The organism is Alcanivorax sp. REN37 (genome assembly GCF_041102775.1).
Lineage (GTDB): Bacteria > Pseudomonadota > Gammaproteobacteria > Pseudomonadales > Alcanivoracaceae > Isoalcanivorax > Isoalcanivorax beigongshangi.
Genome location: NZ_JBGCUO010000001.1, coordinates 2,420,216 through 2,441,955, shown reverse-complemented (window position 1 = coordinate 2,441,955; position 21,740 = coordinate 2,420,216). Strand labels below are relative to the sequence as shown.

Below are 21,740 nucleotides of genomic sequence, written 5' to 3'. Positions count from 1 at the left end.
AGTGTAGCAGGATGCGTGATCGGCAGCAGTGCGGCGATTCTGAGCGCTGTGGTATTGTCGGCGCCATTGCCCGCGCAAGGATGATTCCCGATGAAACTGCTCACACTGGCGCTGCTCAGCGCCGTGCTGCTGGCCGGCTGCGACCAGCGCAACGACCCCACTTCGCCTGCCGCCGGGGCGTTGCCAACGCCGCAGGTACAGCCTGCCAGTCTGCCGGTGCCGGAGGGGTGGCAGCAGTGGGTGGCCAGCCACACCAGCGCGTGGGTGCCGGCATCATCGACCTGGACCGTGCGCTTCCAGCGGCCGGTGGTGACCGCGCAGCAGCTCGGCCAGCCGCAGCCGGGACTGGTCACGGTGACGCCGGCGCTGGCGGTGGAAGCCAGCTTCATTTCTGACACTGAATTGCGCATCCGACCGTTGACGCCGCTGGCGGCGGACACCCGTTACCGGGTCAGCCTGCACCCGCAAGCGCTGGCGCTGGAGGGCGTCACCGAGCCGTTCGCGTTTGAGCTGGTGGCGCTGCCGCAGCAACTGGATGTGCAGCTGGACCCGCTGGCGCCGGACGGCGACCAATACCGCTTGGCCGGTCGCGTGACCTTGGTGGACAGCCGCAGCGAGGAGGCGGTCAAACAGGTGGTGTCAGTGCAGTTGGAAGGCCAGCCGTTGACGCTGACCTGGCGGCAGGACGACCCGCGCAATTTCAGCTTCTCCACCTTGGTGCCCAGCGCGCCGCAGGCACGGGCGCTGGTGGTGGACTGGGCCGGCCGCACGGTGGGCGTGGACCAACGCGGCCAGCACAGCATCTCGGTGCCGGCGCAGCAGAGCTTCCAGGTCACTGACGTGCGCGTTGGCACCCAATCCGAGCCGCAGCTGGTGGTCAGCTTCAGCCGCCGGCTGGATCCGCGTGCCAACCGCGCCGGTTTGGTGCGCATCAATGACAACGAAGTGCGTAGCCAGGTGGATGGCCACCAACTGCGCGTGTTCCCACCGGAATTTGCCAGCGGCCAGGTGACGCTGCGGCTGGAGCCGGGGCTGCGGGCCGAGGACGGCAGCCGGCTCGGTAAGCGGTTGGAGCAGAGCGTGACGCTGGTCAGCCTGGCGCCGGCGGTGCGCTTTGTCGGCACTGGCGTGGTGCTGCCGCAACATGAGCGGCTCACGGTGCCGTTCGAAGCGGTGAACCTGCGCGCGGTGACGGTCACCGCCACCCAAGTATTCCGCAACAACCTTGGCCAGTTCCTGCAGCAAAATAACCTCGATGGCGAGGTATGGCTGGAGAACGTCGGCCGGGTGCTGTGGCGCCGCGACATCACCCTGGATGAACTGCCGCAGGACCGCTGGCAGCGTTATCTGCTGGATGTGTCAGAACTGGTGCAGCAGCAGCCGGGGGCGCTCTACCGACTGACACTCAGCATCGACCGCGATCAGGTGCTGTTGGCCTGCGCCGGCGATGGCCCGGTCAATGATCCGCAGCGCCCGCTGGGCAACTGGGATGGCCCGCAAGGCAGTGAAACCAGCGGTTGGGACGGCATCGATTACTGGTACCAGAACAACGGTTATGTGGCCTACAGCGAGCGCCACGATCCCTGCTCGCCGGCTTATTACCTGTACGGCACCGGCAGCAATAAACCGGGCCGCAACCTGCTGGCATCTGACCTCGGGCTGCTGGCCAAGCAGGGCCGTGATGAGGTCATGCACCTGGCCACCACTACCCTCAGCAGCGGCAGTCCGCGCGCCGGCGTTAAAGTGGAGGTGTTCAACTTCCAGCACCAACGCATCGGCCAGGGCACCAGCGACAGTGAGGGGCTGTTGGGGCTGACGCTGGACGGCACGCCGTTTTATGCCATTGCCAGCGACGGCGCTCAGCGCGGTTACCTGCGGCTGGCGCGCACCAGTGCGCTGTCCACCAGCCAGTTCGATGTCGGCGGTGAAACGCTCGATCAGGCCGTGAAAGGCATGCTCTATGGTGAGCGCGATGTGTGGCGTCCCGGCGATGACATCTTCCTGACGCTGGTGCTGGAAGACCGTCACCGCAGTCTGCCGAGCGATCACCCGGCCACGCTGGAACTGTACGACCCGCGCGGCAACAAGGTGCAAACTCGGACCCAGAGCCAGCCAGTGGGCCCGTTCTACACCTTCACGCTGCGCACCGAAGAAGATGCGCCCACTGGCACTTGGCGGGTGCGCGCCCAGGTCGGTGGGCTTAGTTTCACCCGTACCCTGCGCGTGGAAACGGTGGTGCCCAACCGTCTCAGCGTCAGCCTCGGTGACGGCGATGAAGTGTTCTCGGTCGCCCAGATGCCGCAGTTGATCACGCTTGCCAGCCAGTGGCTGAGCGGTGCGCCGGCGGCCGGCTTCCGCGCCGATGTGAACGCGCAACTGCTGGCCCAGCCGACCCGCTTCGCCACCCACGGCGACTTTCTGTTCGATGACCCGGTGCGGCGGTTCCGCGCCGAGCCGGTGACGGTGTTCGAAGGCCAGCTGGACCAAAACGGCGCAGTGCGGTTCCCGCTGCAATTGCCGGCCGAGCCGAATGCGCCGGGCATGTTGCGCGCCATGCTCACCACCCGGGTGTTCGAGCCCGGCGGCCAATTCAGCATTGATACCCAGGCACGCGACTACCATCCGTGGCCGGCGTATGTGGGGCTGCGGCGGCCGGCCGGCGATGCCGCCCGCGACATGCTGTTGACCGACACCGACCACCGTATCGACGTCCTTACGCTCGACACCGACGGCAAACCACTGGCGCGCAAGGCGGTGGAAGTGTCGCTGTTTAAAATTGACTGGCGCTGGTGGTGGGATCAGGGCGGCGAAGACCTGGCCCGTTACGCCCAAGGTGCCGGCCACACCGCGCTGGCGCGCGCCACCATTGCCACCGATGAGCACGGCAAAGGCGAATGGACGCTGCGCCGCGACTACCCGGAATGGGGGCGCTACCTGCTGCGCGCCTGTGATACCGAAGGCGGCCATTGCACCGGCACTATTTTGTTCATGGATTGGCCGGGCTGGGCCGGCCGCGCCAACGAAAACCGCGGCGACGGCGCCAGCCGGCTGACGCTGTACACCGACCAAGAGCGCTATCAGGTCGGTGACACCGCCACCGTGCGATTGCCGCAAGCGCAGCGTGGTCGGGCGCTGGTGAGCATTGAAAATGGCAGCCGCGTGCTGAGCAATTATTGGCTGGAACTGGGCCCGGATCAGACCGAATTCCAGCTGCCGGTGACGGCCGCCATGGCGCCCAACGTCTATGTCAGCGTGACGCTATTGCAGCCGCACCAGCAGCTCGACAACGATCGCCCGTTGCGGCTGTTCGGCATCGTGCCATTGCAGGTGGACAACCCCGATACTCGCTTGCAGCCGCAGCTGAAGGTGGCCGACGAAGTGCGGCCGCAGCAGCCGTTCACCATCACCGTGGCCGAGCAGCAGGGGCGCGCCATGGCCTACACCCTGGCGGTGGTGGATGAAGGGCTGCTGGGCCTGACCGGCTTCAAGACCCCGGATCTGCACGCCCGCTTCTATCGCCGTGAAGCACTCGGTGTGCGCACCTGGGACCTGTTCGACCAAGTGGTGGGCGCCTACGCCGGCCAGTTGGAACGGCTGATTGCACTCGGTGGCAGTGATGCCCTCGGCGAGATGGATGCGGAGGCCGAGCGCCGCCGCCGGTTCCCGCCGGTGGTGAAATTCCTTGGCGCCTTCACCTTGGAGCCGGGCGCCAGCCGCGAGCATCAAGTGACCCTGCCGGCCTACATGGGGGCGGTGCGCGTGATGGTGGTGGCCGCTGACGACGGCCGCTACGGCCGCGCCGACCAAAAAGTGGTAGTGCGTGAGCCGTTGGCGGTGCTGAGCACACTGCCGCGGGTGCTGGGGCCGGGCGAGACGCTGTCGGTGCCGGTGAGCGTGTTCCTGCAAGATGCGTCGGTGTCGGAAGTCGAGGTGGCACTGAGTAGCGACTCGGCGTTGTTCGACGTCACCCAGCCGCAGCAGACGCTCAGCTTTGCCCGGCCCGGCGAGGCGCTGGCGCAGCTGCAACTGTCGGTGAACCAAGGGCTCGGCCAGGGCACGCTGTGTGTGGACGCGCGCGGCGGCCCGCTGACCACGAGGGAAACCACCCACCTCACGGTGCGCAGCCCCAATGCGCCGTCGGTGGTGACCTGGCATGCGCGGCTGGCCCCGGGTGAGCGCTGGCAGCAACAGCTGGCGCTGCACGGTATGGATGGCACCAACATGGCGGAGCTGGAACTGAGCAGCTTGCCGCCGGTGAATCTGGCGGAGCGGCTCGGTTACCTGATCAGCTATCCGCACGGCTGTGTTGAGCAGGTCACCTCCACCGCCTTCCCGCAGCTGTACCTGTCGGGGCTGATGCCGCTGAGCGAGGCGCAGCGCGATGAAACCGCCGCCAACGTGCAGCGTGCCATCGACCGACTGGGCAGCTACCAGCTCAGCGATGGCGGTTTCAGTTACTGGCCGGGCGGTCATCAAGCCGAAGACTGGTCCAGCTCCTACGTCGGCCACTTCTTGGTGGCCGCGCAGCAGCGCGGTTTCAACGTCTCGACTACGCTGCTGAACAACTGGCGCGATTACCAGCAGCAACGGGCGCGCAGCTTTGTCGTCGGTGACAGCGAAGCGTTGCACGCCCAGGCCTATCGGCTGTTCACGCTGGCGTTGGCCGGCGCCGCCGACACTGGTGCCATGAACCGGCTGCGCGAAGCACGGGGGCTGACGGGCATGGCCCGTTGGCATCTGGCGGCGGCATACCTGACGCAGGGGCTCAAGGACGCCGCCCGCGAACTGGTACAGAACGCCGACCTGACGCCGGCGGATTACCAACGCCCGGGCGCCACCTTCGGCTCACCGCTGCGTGATCAGGCGGTGATGTTGCCGGTGCTAATGGGACTGGGCCGTCACCGCGATGCCGACCAGCTGGCAGACCGGGTTGCCGATGGCCTGTCCGCCGACCAGTGGCACAGCACCCAGACGCTGGCGTGGTCGCTGTACGCCATGGCCGCCTATTACCACACCCAAGACGCTGCGCCGCTGCGTGCGCAATGGCAGCAGGGTGATCAGCCGGCGCAGCTGCTGACCAGCGACGCCGCTTTGGTGCGTCAGCCGCTGGCCGCCCGTGCCGGGCCGGTGACGGTGGAAAACCGCAGTGAGGGGCGCCTCTATGTGGTGCTCAGCAATCGCGGCACCCCGGCCGCCGGCCATGAACCGGTGCTGGCAGAAGGGCTGCAACTGAAAGTGGCGTTCGAGGGTCGCGACGGCCAGCCATTGAACGTGGCGACGCTGGCGCAGGGCACCGATGTGCTGGCGCGGGTGACAGTCACCAACCTCACCCAGCGCCGCCAGGATCAGGTGGCGCTGAGTCAGTTGCTGCCCAGCGGTTGGCAGGTGAATCCAGAGCAGCGCACCGACGCCGAGTTGAGCGAGGAACTGGATTACCAGGACATCCGCGACGACCGCGTATACAGCTACTTCAGCCTCGAGCCGGGCGCCAGCCGCCGCTTCACGGTGTCGCTCAACGCCTCCTTCGCCGGCCGCTTCTACCTGCCGGGCTGGCAGGTGGAGAACATGTATGACGGCAAAGTGCGTGGCACCACCGCCGGCCGCTGGGTGACCGTGGAGGCGCGGTGAGCCGAAGCTGGCGCTGGCTGACGCCGGCACTGCTGCTGGGTGCGGCGGTGCTGGCGCTGGCGTGGCCGCTGCCCCAACCGCTGCTGGCGCCGCCCTATGCGCGCGCCTTGCTCGATCGTGACGGACACCTGCTGGCGGCCACCATCGCCGCTGATGGCCAGTGGCGCTTTGCGCCGCTGGCGGAAGTGCCGGAGCGCTTTGCCACGGCGCTGGTGACGTTCGAGGACCAGCGTTTCTTCGTCCATCCCGGCATTGATCCGCTGGCGCTGGCGCGTGCGCTGCGCGACAACCTCAGCCAGCGGCGCGTGGTCAGCGGCGCCAGCACCCTCACCATGCAATTGGCGCGGCAGGTGCATGGCCAGCGGCCGCGCACGCTCACCAACAAGATCATCGAAGCTTGGTTGGCGCTGCGGTTGGAGTTGCGTTACAGCAAGGCCGAACTGTTGGCGCTGTATGCCAGCCACGCCCCGTTTGGCGGCAATGTGGTCGGCCTCAATGCGGCGGCGTGGCGCTATTACGATCGTCCGCCGCAGCAGTTGAGCTGGGCTGAAGCCGCTACCCTGGCGGTGCTGCCCAACAGCCCGGCATTGATCCACCCCGGCCGCCGCCGTGACGCGCTGGCGGCGCGTCGTGATGCGTTGTTGCAGACGCTGCACCAGCGCGGCGTGCTGACCGATCTGGATTTGGCAGTGGCGCTGGCGGAACCGTTGCCGCAGGCGCCGCAGCCGCTGCCGCGTTGGGGGGAACATCTGCTGTTCACGCTGCAACAGCAGCAGCCGCAGCCGCTCTACCACAGCACCTTGGCGCTGCCGCTGCAGCGTCGCATCAGCCAGCTGGCCGCCGAGCATGGCGGGCGTTTGATGGGCGAGGGCATCCAGGATCTGGCGGTACTGGTGGTGGATCACCAGCTCGGCGAGGTGGTGGCCTATGTCGGCAACCACGACGGCGCCGACCGCCAACGGGCCGGCGGCATGCTTGATGTGATTCAGCGCCCGCGCAGCAATGGCAGCCTGCTGAAACCGTTGCTGTACGGGTTGATGTTGGATCAAGGCGAGCTGCTGCCGGGGCAGTTGGTGGCCGACGTGCCGACCCATTTCGCCGGCTATAGCCCGATGAATTACGACCGTGATTTCCGTGGCGCGGTGCGCGCCAACGAGGCGCTGGCGCGCTCGCTCAACGTGCCCTTCGTGCGCCTGCTGCGCCAGCACGGGGTGGAGCCGTTCCACCGCCGACTGCGCGAGCTGGGGCTCACCGATCTGTTCCGGCCGGCGGGGGAGTACGGGTTAGCGCTGATCCTCGGCGGCAGCGAATCAACGCTGTGGGACCTGGTGACCGTCTACAGCCAGCTGATGGTGGCCGCCCGTGATGGCGAGCAGGGCGATTATCGCCGTCCGCGTCTGTTGCAGGATGAGGTGCCGTCACCGCTGCCAGCGCGGCTGTCACAGGGCGCGGCTTGGCTGACGCTGGAAGCATTGCTGGAAGTGGTGCGCCCGGGTGATGACATGCGCTGGCGGCGGTTCAGTTCCAGCCAGCCGATTGCTTGGAAAACCGGCACCAGTTTTGGCCTGCGCGATGCTTGGGCAATTGGCAGTAACGGCCGCTACACGGTGGGGGTGTGGGCCGGCAATGCCGAAGGGCAGGGCGTGGCGACGCTGGCCGGCACTGCTACCGCCGGCCCGGTGATGCTGGATGTGTTCGCCGCCCTCGGTCGTGCCGCCTGGCCAGCGCGGCCGGCAGCGGCGCTGATGGCGGTGGAGGTATGCCGCGATGACGGTTTCCTGTCGGACGGCCTGTGTGAGCGCAGCACCGATTGGGCGCCGCGCGGCAGCCACTATCAGCAGGTGTCGCCGCACCATGTGCGCGTGCACCGTGATGCCGCCGGTGCGCGTGTGCATGCCGGCTGTGAAAACCCGCTCAACATGATCACCGAGGCGTATTTCCAGCTGCCGCCGGTGCAGGAACATTACTGGCGCCGCCAGCACAGTGGACGCCGGATTCCCGCTTGGCGGGCCGACTGTCTGGCCGGGTTGGCGGAGTACACCGATGAGCAGCCGATGGCGCTGGTGTATCCGCAGGATGGCACCCGGGTGTTGCTGCCGGTGGAGCTGGATGGCCGCCTCGGCGCGGTGTTGTTTCGCGCCGTGCACCGCGATCCGCAGGCACGGCTGCAATGGCATCTGGATCGCCGCTACCAGGGCGAAACGCGGGTGTTCCATGACATGGCGCTGCGGCTAGAGCCGGGTTGGCACCGCATCCGGCTGGTGGACCAGCATGGGCGTGCGGTGGAGCAATGGGTGAAAGCGCTGGCGCGCGAGCGCATGCCGCAGGCGGCCATCGAGACGCGGGTGCCGCAGCTCGGTGGACAGGACGCTGGCGGTGGCCCGGCAGCGCGGTAGAATGACCGGCTCCCGCTGCCGTTGTCCGCGACGGCCCATTGCCTGCAAGGTGCCCGATGTTTCGCTGGTTTGAACGCCGTCTTGATCCCTTCCCTGAGCTACCGGTGGAGGCGCCGCCGGCTACGCTGGTGGCGTTCTGCCGCTACTACGCCCGTGGTGCTTGGGGTTGGTTGCTGCTGGCGGCGATGCTGATGGCGGTCACCGCGCTGATCGAAGTGAAGCTGTTCGACTTCCTCGGCCACATCGTCGATTGGCTGTCGGCGCAGCCGGCGGAGGGTTTCTTTGCCCGCGAGAGTCAGCAGCTGCTGGTGATGGCCGGCGTGGTGCTGGTGCTGCTGCCGGCCACCGTGATCCTGCACGGCTTGGTGCAGAGTCAGGTGCTGATGGGCAACCTGCCGATGCGTATCCGCTGGCAGGCGCACCGTTATCTGCTCAGCCAATCGATGCATTTCTACCAAGACGAATTTGCCGGCCGGCTGGCCACCAAGGTGCTGCAAACGGCGTTGGCGGTGCGCGAAACACTGATCAAACTGATCGGGCTGGTGAACTACGTCTGCGTTTATTTTGTCGGCACCGTGCTGATCGTGGCCCAGGCTGACACTCGGCTGGCGCTGCCGCTGCTGGTTTGGCTGCTGGGCTATCTGATGTTCCTGCGGGTGTTTGTGCCGCGCATGGGCCGCATCGCCGCCCGCCAAGCCGATGCGCGCTCGGTGATGACCGGCCGCATCGTCGATAGCTACACCAATATCCAGACTGTGAAACTGTTTTCCCATGCCCAGCGCGAGGCCGATTACGCCCGTGATGGCATGGGTCAGTTCATGGACACCGTGTACCCGCAGATGCGCTTGGTGACCTGGCTGGAAGGGGCACTGTATGGCCTCAATGCGCTGCTGTTGGTGGGCATCGGCGGCCTGTCGCTGTGGCTGTGGCAGCAGGGCGCGGTGACTGTCGGTGCGGTGGCAGTGGCGGTGGGTCTGGTGCTGCGGATCTGGAATATGTCGCAGTGGGTGATGTGGGAAGTGGCGGCGCTGTTCGAGAACATCGGCACCGTGCAGGACGGCATGAAAACCCTCACCCAGCCGCGCCGCATTGAAGACCAGCCGAGTGCGCCGACCTTGGCGTTGACCCGTGGCGCCATCGATTTCCGCCAGCTGCGGTTCCGCTATGACGGCGCGGCCACGCAGCTGTTCGACGGTCTTGACCTGCAGATTGCCGCCGGTGAAAAGGTCGGCATTGTCGGCCGTTCTGGCGCCGGCAAGTCGACGCTGGTGAGCTTGCTGTTGCGCTTCCACGAATTGGAACGCGGCCAGATCTGCCTGGACGGCCAAGATATTGCCACTGTCACCCAAGATTCACTGCGGGCGGCGATCGGCATGGTCACCCAGGACACGTCGCTGCTGCACCGCTCGGTGCGTGAAAACATCAGTTACGGGCATCCGCAGACGGACGATCAGCAGGTGATTGACGCCGCCAAGCGCGCCCACGCGTGGGAGTTCATCCCGGCGCTGTGTGACAACCACGGCCGCCAGGGGCTGGATGCCCATGTTGGTGAACGTGGCGTGAAGCTGTCCGGCGGCCAGCGCCAGCGGGTGGCGATCGCGCGGGTGATCCTCAAGGACGCACCGATTCTGGTGCTGGACGAGGCCACCTCGGCATTGGATTCCGAGGTCGAAGAAGCGATTCAGGAAAACCTGTACGCGCTGATGGAAGGCAAGACCGTGATCGCCATTGCCCACCGGCTGTCCACCATCGCCGCCATGGACCGTCTGGTGGTGATGGACCAAGGCCGCATTGTGGAACAGGGTACCCACGCCGAGCTGGTGGCGCGCGGCGGCCTCTATGCCAGCCTGTGGCAGCGCCAATCCGGTGGTTTCATCGGCGAGTGAGCGCCGCTGGCTCCGCCGGCGCCCTCGTAGGGGCAGGCCTGAACGTTGGCGTCAGTGCTCGCCGTCACCTTGATCGCGGTGCCACTGCAGCGCCAGCTCGCCCAGCTTGCGGCGGCCGGGATTGTCGCCGGCAATCCATTCTTCCGGAGCGAACAGGTCGAACAGCCCGACCTTGAACAGCGTCGGGATTGCCAGCGCCAGCGCTTGCTCCACGCCCTCCCGTTCGCCTCGGTTCCACGCATCAATGTGCTGCAGCATGGCGGCTACGGTGCCGGTCTGTACCCGGCTGCCGTCGCGCAGGGTCACCGCCGGCAGCGTTTCGCCGTCCGCCACAATGCGGCGGTTGAGCTGGCCGAGCGCATCGGTGTTGAGCGGGTCGTCGGTCATGCTGTGCTCCAATCGGACACCGGCGGCACCGCGGGGGTGCGCCGGTGCCACGGGTCAAGGTGCCGGGGCCGGCGGTGTGCCGCGCAGCGCGATTTCGTCGCCGGCACTGTTTTTCAGAATCACATCCAACTGGTTGAAGGCGATGTCGAGTCCAGCCTCCTGCGCCAGTAGATCGATGCGGCGGTTGATCTCATCCAACGCCGGGGTGCGATCGCCCAACTCCTTGACGAAGAAACGCAGCTCGTGATCAAGAGTGCTGGCGCCGAATGCGGTGAACAACGCCACCGGCGCCGGGTCTTTCATCACGCGTGCGTTACTGCTGGCGGCTTTCAGCAGCACCTTACGCGCCAGTTCGAGATCCGAGCCGTAGGCAAAGCCGATGCCGATCACGATGCGGGTGACGCTGTCGGTCAGTGACCAGTTCACCAGTTGGCCGGTGATGAACGACTTGTTGGGGATGATCACTTCCTTGCGGTCGGCGTCGCGCACGGTGGTGGCGCGGATGCGGATGCGGGTGACGGTGCCGGTTTGGCCGTTGACGGTGATGGTGTCACCGATGCGGATCGGCTGTTCGAACAACAGGATCAGGCCGGAGATAAAGTTGGCGAAAATCTCCTGCAAACCGAAGCCGAGACCGACGCCCAACGCCGCCACCAGCCATTGCAGCTTGGCCCACGAAATGCCCAGCGCCGACAGCGTCAGCACCGCGCCGGTGCCGACGATCAGATAGGTGAGCAGGGCAGTGACGGCATAGCCGCTGCCTTGGCGCAGCCGCAGCCGCGACAGCACCATGACCTCCAGTAACCCCGGCAGGTTGCGCGCCAGCACCAGCGTCAGCACCACGATCAGCAGCCCGGTGAACACATCCCCCAGCGAGGTGTTCACCGCCGCGCCACCGTCCTGCGGCTGCTGCCACAGGGTGATCTGGTTGAAGTAGGAGAAGGCGCCAATGATGTCGGCCCACAACCAGTAGATCGCCACCGCGAACAGCGCGCCGATCGCCAGCCGCGATAGTCGCAGCGACTGGGCGTTGACCTTGGCCATGTCCAGCGGCGGTTCCTCCACCACCTCGATCAGCTCGCCGCTGTCATCGCTTTGCGCGCGCTGGGCGCGCAGTTCTTCGCGCCGCGCCAGCGCCCGCTGGTAGGCCAGCCGCCGGGCGGCCAGCACCAGACTGCGGCGGGCGCTGGCGCTGACCAGCAGCCACAGCATCAGCAGGTAGAAAGTGTCGATGGTGAGCCCGAATAGCCGCAGCGCGGTGTAGTAGTAGCCGAGCGCCGCCACCAGCGCCAACGCTAACGGCGTTAACAACAGCACGGTGAGGATCCAGCGCCGCACCGGGCGCCGTTCGGACTCACCTTGCAGGTCACGCGCCACCTGCCAGCCAAGCAGGCTCACCAGCGGTGCGCACACCAGCACCAGCAGCAGGCCGAAACCGTTTTCTGACAGCATTTCCGGCAACCGCTCGGCCACCGCCACCAGCACCAACAGCGGCGCCAGCAGCAGGCCGCCGAGGCTGACCAGCCGACGCAGTGCCGGGGTCGACTCCGCCGGCCAGCGGAAGTGTTTTTCTGCCACTTGCAGTGGCGCCAGCAGTTGACGGGCCAGCGCCACTACCAGCCACAGTAGCGCCAGCTTCTGCAGGGTGACGCCGACCAGTTGTACGTCGGCCAGTTCGTCATAGCGCAGCAGCAGCCCCAGCAGGGCCAGCAGCAGCGGCACCGGTGCAGCCAGCAAGCCGCTCAGCAGCAAGGCTTCCGGCGTGTGGCGCTGGGCATCGCGGCGCAGAATGCCGACGCGCTTGTTGATGTCCTCCAGCCGCCGCCGGTAACGCGGCCGGAACGCGGCCAACGCCAGTGCCAGCAGCACGCTCAAGACCACGGCCGGGGTTTTCTCCACCAGTGTCGTCAGTACCGCCGACCAAGTGCGCGCATCGCGCAGGCCTTGCAGTTGCTGGATCACTTGGCCGGGCATATCACGCAGTGCCGTCAGCGTTAGCGGCCGCGCACTGGGCATCCACAGCAGGTGTTCCTGGATGGTGCTGCGGGTGGTTTCGCTGGCGGTCACTAACTGCCGGTAGGCGCTGTCGCTGCTCAGCGCCAAACTCAGCAGCCGCGCCACTTCCGGGCCCAATTGTTCAAGCAGGCTGCGGCGTGCGCGCAGCAAGCTGACCAGCGCTTCTCGCACTTCCGGGGTATCCAGCTCCGGGTGGCGCGCCAGCTTGCGTGCCGCTTCATCGGGGGCGCTCAGCAGCGCCTCACGGGCCTGGGACAGATCAAATTGCTCCTGACGCAGGGCGGTGATGTCGAGCGGCTGTTGCAGCGACGGGTCCGGTTGCGGCAGCAACCGTTGCTGCTGGTACAGCAACCGCGATAGCAACAGGCTGCCTTGCAGTGAGCGCACTTGCTCGTTCAGAGAACGTTCCAGCTGGCGCGCTTGGTCGAGCCGTTGGCGCAGCGTCAGGTTCAGTTGCAGCAACTGACTGATGTCGCGACTGACGCCCATCAAACGCTCGGCATAGTGCTGATTCTGCTGCAGGGCTTCGTTCAGCACCGCGTTGTCGGGCAGCGCCTTCACTTGGGCGGTGGCGCGTTCAATCGCCTCGCGGGTGTCCTGTTCCCGGCGTTGGTCCAGTTGCTGCTGGATGTGACCCATGCGCGCCACCAGCACTTGGCTGTTGCGCTCCAGTAGGCGGCGCTGCTGGGTGGCGAAATCGAGCATGTCGGCGTTGCTTTCCAGCTGCTTCTGTTCCAGATCCAACTGCGCAGCGGTGACCGCCACCGCCAGTCGCAGCCGTTGCACCGCTTCATCTTGGTCGCCGCTGTCATCGACGCTGCGTCGCATCAATTCGCTGCGCAGACTTTCCTGCTGGGTGAGCAGTTCGCTGATGCGGCGCTGGGCGCGGTCCGGCAGCACCTGCCCTTGGGTGACGGTATTGGTGACCTCCGCCAGCTGTTCCTGCAGCGCCTCCTGCTGCTGCAGGTTGTCGAGCAGGCGCGCGGTGAGTTGGCTGCTGTTAAGCGATGCCAGCTGCGCTAGCAGTCCTTCCTGCGCCAGATCCACCGGCTGCTCCAACTGGTTGGATACCTCGTGCATCTGGCGCGGCAGCGCCGCTTCGCGCTCGCTGAGATTGCGCAGCTGGGTAGTCAGTTGGGTGAGCTCCTGACGCAGAGCCAGCGCGCTTTCCATCTCCTGCTTGGCGGCGTCCGCCTGTGGCGCCGGCAAGGAGCGGGCCGGCAGCTGGTCGAGCTGCCGTTGCAGGCTGCGTTCGGTGGGCAGGTTAGTGGTGGCGGCAAGCGCGGGCAGGGCAGCGGCAACCAGCGCCAGCACCAGCAGTGCGCGCCACGGCGCAGTCAAACAAGCAAAGCTCGGCAGTACCGGCATGGGGCCTCCGCAGACAACCGGTGAACGCAAATAACAAGCAGGACGGCTACCTTAACGCGGCGGCGTCGGCAGTGCAGCAGGGCGGCGTTTGTCGCTGTGGCGGCGTACCAGCGGACTGCGCCGCGAGCGAGACAGCAGCGAGCGGAAAAAGCGCCGCAATTGGGGGTAGAAGCGCAGCATCCAGTAACTGCATTGGATCACCAGCAGGAAGATCAGCACTGACAGGTAAGGGTCGGACGGTGGCTGGCCGCTGTCCGGATTCAGGCGGAAGCTGCTTGGTAGGGCCTGGCGGTGATTCTGCACCGGCACATTGGGAATCGAGGTGTGGGCCCCGGCGGCTACTTCTGGTGGCGGTTCGGAGCTGACTGCAGTTTGCGGCACTAGCGCGCTGCTCCCGCCTGCTTGAGCCAACGGGGCCCAGGCCAGCAAGGCAATCAGCAGCAGTCGTACCACAGTCATCGGCCACATCCTGTCCGGTTGCACGGGCACCGGTGAAGGGCCCGGTGCGATTCAGGCACAGGGTACGGTGGTGACCCGGCAGGGTGTGTAAAGAAAGGCAACATCGCCGTGTTGGCGCGGCGGTACGCAATCACGGCCCCGGCCGCTGTCGAGGCTGGGGCCATGACGGTTTAGCGCAGGCGGCGCGGCAGGAATTGCGGGGTTTCTTTGTTGGTGGCTGCTTTCAGCGCCCGGCGCTGGTTGGGTGCCATCAGGATGCGCGCCTGGATGCGGCGTTCGGCGGAAAAGGCCACTTCCTCGCTGCTTTGCCAAGCGGTGGCAAACAGCTGCTTGGCGCCGGCCAGCGCGTCCGGAGAGCGCACCAGCAGTTCGTCCACCAGTGCCTCAGCGGCCGCCATCGGGTCGTCTGCCACCTCGGTCACCAAGCCAATGGCCTTGGCGTCGTTGCCGCTCAGCACGCGGCCGGTCATGGTCAGCAGTTTGGCCATGTCGAGGCCGACTTGGTTGCGCAGACCCATGCTGCCGCTCATGTCCGGAATCAGACCCCATTTCACTTCCAGCACCGACAGCTGGCAGTCCGGGGTGGTGAAGCGGAAGTCGGCGGCCAGCGCCATCTGCATGCCGCCGCCGAAGCAGTGGCCGTGGCTGACGTTAATCACTGGCACCGGCAGTTCGCGGTAGGCCCAGCAGGCGCGTTGGAACACGTTGGTGGCGCGCAGGCCGGGAATAAACGCGCGCAGGATGCCGGCCGGGGTTTTCAGCACCTTGCCGAAGTCGAGTCCGGCGCAGAACGATTTGCCTTCGCCGGAGAAGATTACGGCGCGCAGTGTGCGGTCCTTGCGCAGCGCCTTGGCGGCCTCGGTCAGTGCATGCAGCATGTCCAGGTCGATGGCGTTGTACTTGTCTGGGCGCGCCAGGGTGACATAGGCGACGCCGCGCTCGTCGCGGCGTACGCGCACGCGTTCGCGGTAAAGGATCTCTGACATGGGGCCTCCTCGGCTCAGCGGGGCAGCCCCGCAACGGATGATAAAACGCCGCCCGCAGGCGGCGTAATCGGCAGCATCAGCTGTCCAGTTGCTCTTGTATCAGAGCGTTCAGTTGTTGCGGGTTGGCTTTGCCCTGCGTTTGTTTCATTGCTTGGCCGACAAAGAACCCGAACATTTTCTTGCGTTTGCCGTCATCGGCGGCGCGGTAGTTGGCCACTTGCTCCGGATTGGCCGCGAGGATTTCCGCCACCACTGCCGCCAGTGCGCCGCTGTCCGACACCTGCTTGAGGCCGCGTGCCGTGATGATGTCATCGGCGCTGCCTTCACCGTCGGCCATGGCCTCAAATACCTGTTTGGCGATTTTTGAGGAAATGGTGCCGTCCTTCAGGCGCTGGATCATCTGCGCCAGCTGGGCGGCGCTGACCGGGCAAGCGTCGATGGTCAGCTCGCGGGCGTTGAGCAAGGCGGCGATGTCGCCGATCACCCAGTTGGCCGCCAGCTTGGCATCACCGCTGTCGGTGGCTACCGCTTCGAAGTAGTCCGCCACCAGGCGGTCGCCGGCCAGGATACCGGCGTCGTAGGCAGACAGACCGTAATCGGCGACGAAACGCGCCTCCCGGGCGTCCGGCAGTTCCGGCAGGCTGGCACGCAGGGCGTCCAGATCAGCCTCGCTGAGCACCACCGGCGGCAGGTCCGGGCACGGGAAGTAGCGGTAATCGTTAGCGTCTTCCTTGGTGCGCATGCTGCGCGCGCTGTGAGTGTCGCCGTTGTAGAGGCGGGTTTCCTGAACAATGGTGCCGCCGTCTTCGAGCACGTCGATCTGGCGCGCGATTTCTTGGTTGATGGCTGCTTCCATGAACTTGAACGAGTTCAGGTTCTTGGTTTCAGTGCGGGTGCCGAGCACCTCGCTGCCGCGCTTGCGCACCGACACGTTGACGTCAAAGCGCATCGAACCCTGCGCCATGTGGCCGTCACAGATACCGATGGCAGTGACGATGGCATGCAGCTTGCGCGCGAACGCCACCGCTTCCTCGGCGTTGCGCATATCGGGCTCGGTGACCACTTCGATCAGCGGGGTGCCGGCGCGGTTGAGGTCGATGCCAGACTGCCCATGGAAGCCTTCATGCACCGACTTGCCGGCGTCTTCTTCCAAGTGCGCGTGGTGAATGCGGATGGCTTTGCGGCTACCGTCTTCCAGCTGCACGTCGATCACGCCGGGACCGACGATCGGGGCTGCCAGCTGGGTGGTCTGGTAGCCCTTGGGCAGGTCCGGGTAGAAGTAGTTTTTGCGCTCGAACACCGAGCGGCGCGCCACCTCAGCATTGATGGCAAGGCCAAACAGCGCCGCCTTGCGGATCGCTTCCAGGTTCGCCACCGGCAACGTGCCGGGCATGGCCAAGTCGATCAGGCTAGCGTGGCGGTTGGGCTCGGCACCAAATTCGGTGGCGGAGCCTGAGAAAATCTTGGTGCGGGTGGACAGCTGCACGTGCACTTCCAACCCGATCACGGCTTCCCAGCTCATGCTTCACCTCCGAAGCCAGGGCGCAGTTGATGCCACTCGGTGGCCTGCTGGAACTGGTGCGCCAGGTTGAGAATGCGGCCTTCTTCGAACGGCCGGCCGATTACTTGTACTCCCACTGGCAGGCCCTGATGCAGACCAGCCGGCATCGACAGTGCCGGCAGCCCGGCCAGGTTGGCGCCGATGGTGAACATGTCCGCCATGTACAGCGTCACCGGGTCGTCAGTGCGCGCGCCGAGCGGGAACGCCACGTCCGGGGTGGTGGGGCCGACCAGCACATCGACCTCGGCCAGCGCCGCGTTGAACTCGTTGGCGATTTGGCGCCGTACGCGCTGGGCCTGCAGGTAATAGGCGTCGTAGTAGCCATGGGAGAGCGCATAGGTGCCGACCAGGATGCGGCGTTTCACCTCATCCCCGAAGGCTTCTGAGCGGCTGCGTTTGAACAGGTCTTCGATGTCGCGCGGGTTGTCGCAGCGGTAGCCGTAGCGCACGCCGTCAAAGCGGGCCAGGTTGGAGGACGCTTCCGCCGGCGCGATCACATAGTAGGCCGCCACCGACAGGTCGATGCTGGGCAGCCGTACCGGTACCAACGTGGCGCCAAGCTGTTCCAGCTGCGCCAGTGCCGCGCGGGTGACCTCGGCAATGCCGGCATCGAGCTGGGCCGGGAAGAACTCCTCTGGGACGCCCACGCGCAGACCCGCCAGCGGGGTGCTCAGTGCAGCGCGGTAGTCATCCACCGGCCGCGCCACCGAGGTGGCATCACGGTCATCATGGCCGGCCATGGCGCCGAGCAGCAGTGCGCAGTCTTCGGCACTGCGAGCGAGAATGCCGGCCTGATCGAGGCTGGACGCAAATGCCACCATGCCCCAGCGCGAGACCCGGCCGTAGCTGGGCTTAAAGCCGGTCAGACCGGTCAGCGCCGCCGGCTGGCGGATCGAACCGCCGGTGTCGGAGGCGGTGGCCACCGGTGCCAAGCCCGCGGCCACGGCCGCGGCGGAACCGCCGGAGGAGCCGCCCGGTACCCGGCTCAGGTCCCAGGGATTCTTCACCGGGCCGTAGAAGCTGGTTTCGTTGGAGGAGCCCATGGCGAACTCGTCCATGTTGGTTTTGCCCAGGCAGACCATGCCGGCGCGGCGCAGGCGCGCCACCACTTCGGCATCGTAGGGAGCGGCAAAGTTGTCGAGCATGCGTGAGGCGCAGCTGGTGCGCACGCCGTCGGTGCAGAACAGGTCCTTGTGTGCCAGCGGCAGGCCGGTCAGCGGGCCAGCGTTACCGGCAGCAAGGGCGGCATCAGCGGCGTCGGCTTCGGCCAGCGCTTGCTCGGCGGTGACGGTGATAAAGCTGTTCAGCTCGCCGTCAAAACGCTCGATGCGGTCAAGGAAATGCGCGGTCAGTTCGCGGGCGCTGATGGTGCCGGCGTCCAACTGCCGGCGCAGCTCGGAAAGAGTCTGGAGATGTAGGGTCACAGGCGCTGCCTTATATTCAGAAATCTGCTCGGCGGGCGGGGCCCGTCATTCGATTACCCGCGGAACCAGGTACAAACCGTCGTCCATGGCCGGGGCCAGCGGGGCCACCTGTGCGCGCACGTCCGGCTCGGTAACCTCGTCGGCGCGCAGGGTTTGCACCGCGTCCAGCGGGTGCGCCATGGGTTCCAGATGGGACACATCGGCGTCCTGCAACCGGTCGACCATGGCAAGGATGGTGTTGAGGCGCTCGGTGAGCCCGTTATGGTCATCAGCGCTCAGGTCGAGTCGCGCCAAATGGGCGACCCGGGCCAGGGCCTGGGGGTCAAGCGACATGTTCTGCTCCTGCAAAAAGCGCGTCCGGAAGACCGGAAAAGGGGGCCAAGAAGCTACCATATTTGGCCACTTTGAGGCCACTGGCGCGCGTGGTGACGCGCCGGTTCCAGCCTTGCCGATCCCGGACGCCATTGTTAGAGTTGCGCCACTGATACCTTCCCATGGTATTCCCTTCTCGCCTTACACTTCAGGAAGCTGGCCAGGATGTCCTTGATCAAGCGTGTCCGGGGGATGTTTTCCACCGATCTTTCCATTGACCTCGGAACTGCAAACACTCTGATTTACGTCCGCGGCCGCGGCATTGTCCTGGATGAGCCGTCAGTGGTCGCCATCCGCCATCATGGCGCGCAGAAAAGCGTGGCGGCGGTCGGCTCCGATGCCAAGCGCATGCTGGGACGGACGCCGGGCAACATCACCGCTATCCGCCCGATGAAGGACGGCGTCATCGCCGACTTCGAAGTCACCGAAAAAATGCTGCAGTACTTCATCAAAAAAGTGCACGACGGTGGCCTGTTCCCGCCGGCACCGCGGGTGCTGGTGTGCGTGCCGTGCAAGTCCACTCAAGTGGAGCGCCGCGCGATTCAGGATTCCGCCTACGGCGCCGGCGCGCGCGAGGTATATCTGATCGAAGAGCCGATGGCGGCTGCCATCGGTGCCGGACTGCCGGTGGATGAAGCCAGCGGTTCCATGGTGGTAGATATCGGCGGTGGGACCACCGAAATCGCTATCATCTCGCTGAACGGCATTGTCTACGCCGAATCGGTGCGCGTCGGCGGTGACCGCTTTGACGAAGCCATTGTGTCGTTTGTGCGCAAGGAGTACGGCTCGCTGATCGGTGAATCCACCGCTGAGCGCATCAAGCATGAGATCGGCACCGCCTACCTGGGCACCGAAGTGCTGGAAATCGACGTGCGCGGCCGCAACCTCGCAGAAGGGGTGCCGCGCAGCTTCACTCTCAACAGCGAAGAAATCTACGAAGCCCTCAAAGACCCGCTGAACGCCATCGTCAACGCGGTCAAGAACGCCCTCGAAGCCTCGCCGCCGGAGCTGGCCTCCGACATCGCCGAGCGCGGGCTGGTGGTCACTGGCGGTGGCGCGCTGCTACGCAACATCGACCGGCTGCTGTCGGAAGAAACCGGCCTGCCGGTGATCGTTGCCGACGAGCCGCTCACCTGTGTTGCCCGTGGTGGCGGCAAGGCGCTGGAGCTGATCGACACCCGAGGTCTGGATACACTGGCGCTCAGCTGACGTCCGTGGCCTGATACCCCAGTGGGGCTGCCTGACGGCGGCCCCGGGTTTCCCTGGAGGCCGGTCCCTTTGAAGCTGTTTTCCGCCACCCCCAATCCCGGTTACCGCCTACTGGTGACACTGGTGCTCGGCGTGGCCCTGTTGCTGATGGATCACCACAGCGATCGGGTGGCGCCGGTGCGCCATGCGTTGGCGGTGGCCACCGCACCGGTGCATTTCATCGCCCATGTGCCGGGTTCGTTCGGCCATTTCTTCTCCCGCCTGTTCCAGAGCCGTTCCGATCTTGAAGCCGATAACGCGCGCCTGACCCGCAACGTTTTGGTATTGCAGCAACGGGTGCAGCGGCTGGCGGTGTTGGAGGCGGAGAACGCACGCCTGCGTGAATTGCTCAATTCCTCTGCCGAACTGCCGTCGGAAGTGCTGGCGGCCGAAATTATCGGCGTGGAGCCGGACCCCAGCCGTCAGGAAGTGGTGATCAACAAGGGCAGCCAAGATGGCGTCTATGTCGGCCAAGCGGTGCTCGAAGCCCATGGTCTGCTTGGCCAAGTGGTGCAGGTGGGGCCGTTCACCTCGCGGGTGCTGCTGATTACCGATGCCAGCCATGCGCTGTCGGTGCAGGTGAACCGCAACGGCATTCGCGCGATTCTGGCCGGCGCTGGCAGCAGCCGTCGGCTGCGGCTGATGTATGTACCGGATACCGCCGATATTCAGGAAGGCGATCTGCTGGTGTCCACCGGCCTCGACCAGCGTTTCCCGCGCGGCTACCCGGTGGCCAAAGTGGAGCGCGTTGACCACGATCGCTCGGCCGCCTTTGCGCGGGTCGATGCGCAGCCGCTGGCGGCCATCGACCGTATCAGCCATGTGCTGCTGGTGAAGCAGCCGCCGGCGGTGCCGGAAGTGGAAATGCCTGCCCCCAGTCTGCCGCGTGAGGAGCCCCTGCCATGATGCGACCGGCCCGGCATTCCGGCTCCATTGCCATCGCCCTGACGTTCCTGCTGGCCGCGGTGCTGGAATTACTGCCGCTGCCGGACTGGCTGGCGCTCGGCCGTCCGGAATGGATGACGCTGGTGCTGCTGTATTGGGTGGTGGCGCTGCCGCACCGAGTCGGCGTGTTTGTCGGCTTCGGCGTCGGCCTATTTCAGGACGTGCTGCTCGGCACCGTGCTCGGCCAGCACGCGGTGGCGCTGGCGCTGGTGGCGTACATGGTGCTGGCGCTGCATAAACGCCTGCGGGTGTTCCCGCCGCTGCAACAGTCGGTGGTGATTTTCCTGCTGGTCGGCCTTGGCAGTTTGATCAGCTACATGATTCAGAACGCTGTCGGCCGGGTACTGCTACCGCCGGTGTGGGTGCTCTTGCCGGCGCTGATCTCGGCGTTGATCTGGCGGCCGGTGTTCGCCCTGCTGCGCTGGGTGCGCCACCGTTTCCAGGTGCGCTGATGACACGCCTCTATCTGGCTTCTGCCTCGCCCCGCCGGGCCGACCTGCTGCAGCAGGTGGGCGTGCCGTTCCAGCGTTTGGACTACCCCGGCATTGATGAGCAGGTGCGTCCCGGCGAGCCGCCGCAGGACTACGTGCTGCGCATGGCCGAAGAAAAAGCCCGTGCCGGTTGGGATGCGCTGCCGGCGGCGCGCGCCGCAGCGTTGGTGCTGGGCGCCGACACCACGGTCGTAAGTGCGACCGGCGCCATCCTTGGCAAGCCGGCCGATGTCAGCGAGGCCAGCGCTATGCTGCGCCAGCTGTCCGGCACCCGCCACCGGGTGTTGTCGGCGGTGTCGCTCTGCAGTGGCAGTGCGCAACACAGCTGCGTGGCCACCACCTGGGTGCAGTTTCGCGCGCTGGATGAGGCGCTGATCGCGCGTTATGTGGCCACCGGCGAGCCGTTCGACAAGGCTGGCAGCTACGGCGTGCAAGGCTTTGGCGCGCTGCTGGTGGAGCGGCTGGATGGCAACTTCAGCACCGTGGTCGGCTTACCACTGCTGGAAACCTGCGCCTTACTGGAAGCCGCCGGCGTGCCGGCCTGGCAGTCGCCGGAGGCGCTGTGAGCAGCCG

General features: G+C 66.1%; 14 protein-coding genes. 7 read left to right on the top strand and 7 right to left on the bottom strand.

Going from position 1 to position 21,740, the window contains the following annotated elements:
* The first annotated feature begins 90 nt into the window (after window positions 1–90).
* Genes AB5I84_RS11060 through AB5I84_RS11050 form a run of 3 tightly spaced genes read left to right on the top strand, consistent with a single transcriptional unit; the run spans window position 91 to window position 9,910 of the window.
* On the top strand, window positions 91–5,628 hold the full coding sequence (locus AB5I84_RS11060; protein ID WP_369455917.1) for an alpha-2-macroglobulin family protein: 5,538 nt from the start codon (window positions 91–93) through the stop codon (window positions 5,626–5,628).
* A complete protein-coding gene (pbpC, locus tag AB5I84_RS11055; protein ID WP_369455916.1) occupies window positions 5,625–8,024 on the top strand; it encodes a penicillin-binding protein 1C in 2,400 nt (799 codons plus the stop codon). The genes AB5I84_RS11060 and pbpC overlap by 4 nt, the downstream gene beginning before the upstream one ends.
* 56 nt (window positions 8,025–8,080) lie before the next feature.
* Window positions 8,081–9,910, top strand: coding sequence for an ABC transporter ATP-binding protein (locus tag AB5I84_RS11050; RefSeq protein ID WP_369455915.1), 1,830 nt, complete (start codon window positions 8,081–8,083; stop codon window positions 9,908–9,910).
* 51 nt (window positions 9,911–9,961) lie between these two features.
* Here AB5I84_RS11050 and AB5I84_RS11045 read toward each other — a convergent pair whose 3' ends face one another.
* From AB5I84_RS11045 to gatC, 7 genes are all read right to left on the bottom strand, one after another.
* Window positions 9,962–10,297: a DUF7709 family protein gene (locus AB5I84_RS11045; RefSeq protein ID WP_369455914.1), complete on the bottom strand. Its 336-nt coding sequence runs from the start codon at window positions 10,295–10,297 to the stop codon at window positions 9,962–9,964.
* Between the two features lie 54 nt (window positions 10,298–10,351).
* A complete protein-coding gene (gene mscK, locus AB5I84_RS11040) occupies window positions 10,352–13,681 on the bottom strand; it encodes a mechanosensitive channel MscK (RefSeq protein WP_369455913.1) in 3,330 nt (1,109 codons plus the stop codon).
* Between the two features lie 51 nt (window positions 13,682–13,732).
* Window positions 13,733–14,140, bottom strand: coding sequence for a hypothetical protein (locus AB5I84_RS11035; protein WP_369455912.1), 408 nt, complete (start codon window positions 14,138–14,140; stop codon window positions 13,733–13,735).
* Window positions 14,141–14,310: 170 nt separating this feature from the next.
* Complete coding sequence (locus AB5I84_RS11030) at window positions 14,311–15,126, bottom strand: crotonase/enoyl-CoA hydratase family protein (protein WP_369455911.1); 816 nt, start codon at window positions 15,124–15,126, stop codon at window positions 14,311–14,313.
* 76 nt (window positions 15,127–15,202) lie between these two features.
* On the bottom strand, window positions 15,203–16,648 hold the full coding sequence (gene gatB, locus AB5I84_RS11025; RefSeq protein ID WP_369455910.1) for an Asp-tRNA(Asn)/Glu-tRNA(Gln) amidotransferase subunit GatB: 1,446 nt from the start codon (window positions 16,646–16,648) through the stop codon (window positions 15,203–15,205).
* Window positions 16,645–18,111, bottom strand: coding sequence for an Asp-tRNA(Asn)/Glu-tRNA(Gln) amidotransferase subunit GatA (gatA, locus tag AB5I84_RS11020; RefSeq protein ID WP_369455909.1), 1,467 nt, complete (start codon window positions 18,109–18,111; stop codon window positions 16,645–16,647). The genes gatB and gatA overlap by 4 nt, the downstream gene beginning before the upstream one ends.
* Window positions 18,112–18,156: 45 nt before the next feature.
* Window positions 18,157–18,444 carry an Asp-tRNA(Asn)/Glu-tRNA(Gln) amidotransferase subunit GatC gene (gene gatC / locus AB5I84_RS11015; protein ID WP_369455908.1) on the bottom strand — a complete coding sequence of 96 codons (288 nt, stop codon included), beginning with the start codon at window positions 18,442–18,444 and terminating at the stop codon, window positions 18,157–18,159.
* A gap of 210 nt (window positions 18,445–18,654) precedes the next feature.
* Between gatC and AB5I84_RS11010 the strand changes: the two genes are divergently transcribed.
* The 4 genes from AB5I84_RS11010 to AB5I84_RS10995 all read left to right on the top strand — a co-directional run bounded on the left by AB5I84_RS11010 (window position 18,655) and on the right by AB5I84_RS10995 (window position 21,733).
* Window positions 18,655–19,692: a rod shape-determining protein gene (locus tag AB5I84_RS11010; RefSeq protein ID WP_369456086.1), complete on the top strand. Its 1,038-nt coding sequence runs from the start codon at window positions 18,655–18,657 to the stop codon at window positions 19,690–19,692.
* A gap of 69 nt (window positions 19,693–19,761) precedes the next feature.
* Window positions 19,762–20,637, top strand: coding sequence for a rod shape-determining protein MreC (gene mreC, locus AB5I84_RS11005; RefSeq protein ID WP_369455907.1), 876 nt, complete (start codon window positions 19,762–19,764; stop codon window positions 20,635–20,637).
* Window positions 20,634–21,128 carry a rod shape-determining protein MreD gene (gene mreD, locus AB5I84_RS11000; protein WP_369455906.1) on the top strand — a complete coding sequence of 165 codons (495 nt, stop codon included), beginning with the start codon at window positions 20,634–20,636 and terminating at the stop codon, window positions 21,126–21,128. Before mreC ends, mreD begins: the two co-directional genes overlap by 4 nt.
* On the top strand, window positions 21,128–21,733 hold the full coding sequence (locus tag AB5I84_RS10995; protein WP_369455905.1) for a Maf family protein: 606 nt from the start codon (window positions 21,128–21,130) through the stop codon (window positions 21,731–21,733). Before mreD ends, AB5I84_RS10995 begins: the two co-directional genes overlap by 1 nt.
* The last annotated feature ends 7 nt before the right edge of the window (window positions 21,734–21,740 follow it).

What these genes read in the sequence shown, in the direction of transcription:
- AB5I84_RS11060 (WP_369455917.1), top strand. Translation starts at nt 91, where the DNA reads ATGAAACTGCTCACACTGGCGCTGCTCAGCGCCGTGCTGCTGGCCGGC.
- AB5I84_RS11050 (WP_369455915.1), top strand. Translation starts at nt 8,081, where the DNA reads ATGTTTCGCTGGTTTGAACGCCGTCTTGATCCCTTCCCTGAGCTACCG.
- AB5I84_RS11045 (WP_369455914.1), bottom strand. Translation starts at nt 10,297, where the DNA reads ATGACCGACGACCCGCTCAACACCGATGCGCTCGGCCAGCTCAACCGC.
- mscK (WP_369455913.1), bottom strand. Translation starts at nt 13,681, where the DNA reads ATGCCGGTACTGCCGAGCTTTGCTTGTTTGACTGCGCCGTGGCGCGCA.
- AB5I84_RS11035 (WP_369455912.1), bottom strand. Translation starts at nt 14,140, where the DNA reads ATGACTGTGGTACGACTGCTGCTGATTGCCTTGCTGGCCTGGGCCCCG.
- AB5I84_RS11030 (WP_369455911.1), bottom strand. Translation starts at nt 15,126, where the DNA reads ATGTCAGAGATCCTTTACCGCGAACGCGTGCGCGTACGCCGCGACGAG.
- gatB (WP_369455910.1), bottom strand. Translation starts at nt 16,648, where the DNA reads ATGAGCTGGGAAGCCGTGATCGGGTTGGAAGTGCACGTGCAGCTGTCC.
- gatC (WP_369455908.1), bottom strand. Translation starts at nt 18,444, where the DNA reads ATGTCGCTTGACCCCCAGGCCCTGGCCCGGGTCGCCCATTTGGCGCGA.
- mreD (WP_369455906.1), top strand. Translation starts at nt 20,634, where the DNA reads ATGATGCGACCGGCCCGGCATTCCGGCTCCATTGCCATCGCCCTGACG.
- AB5I84_RS10995 (WP_369455905.1), top strand. Translation starts at nt 21,128, where the DNA reads ATGACACGCCTCTATCTGGCTTCTGCCTCGCCCCGCCGGGCCGACCTG.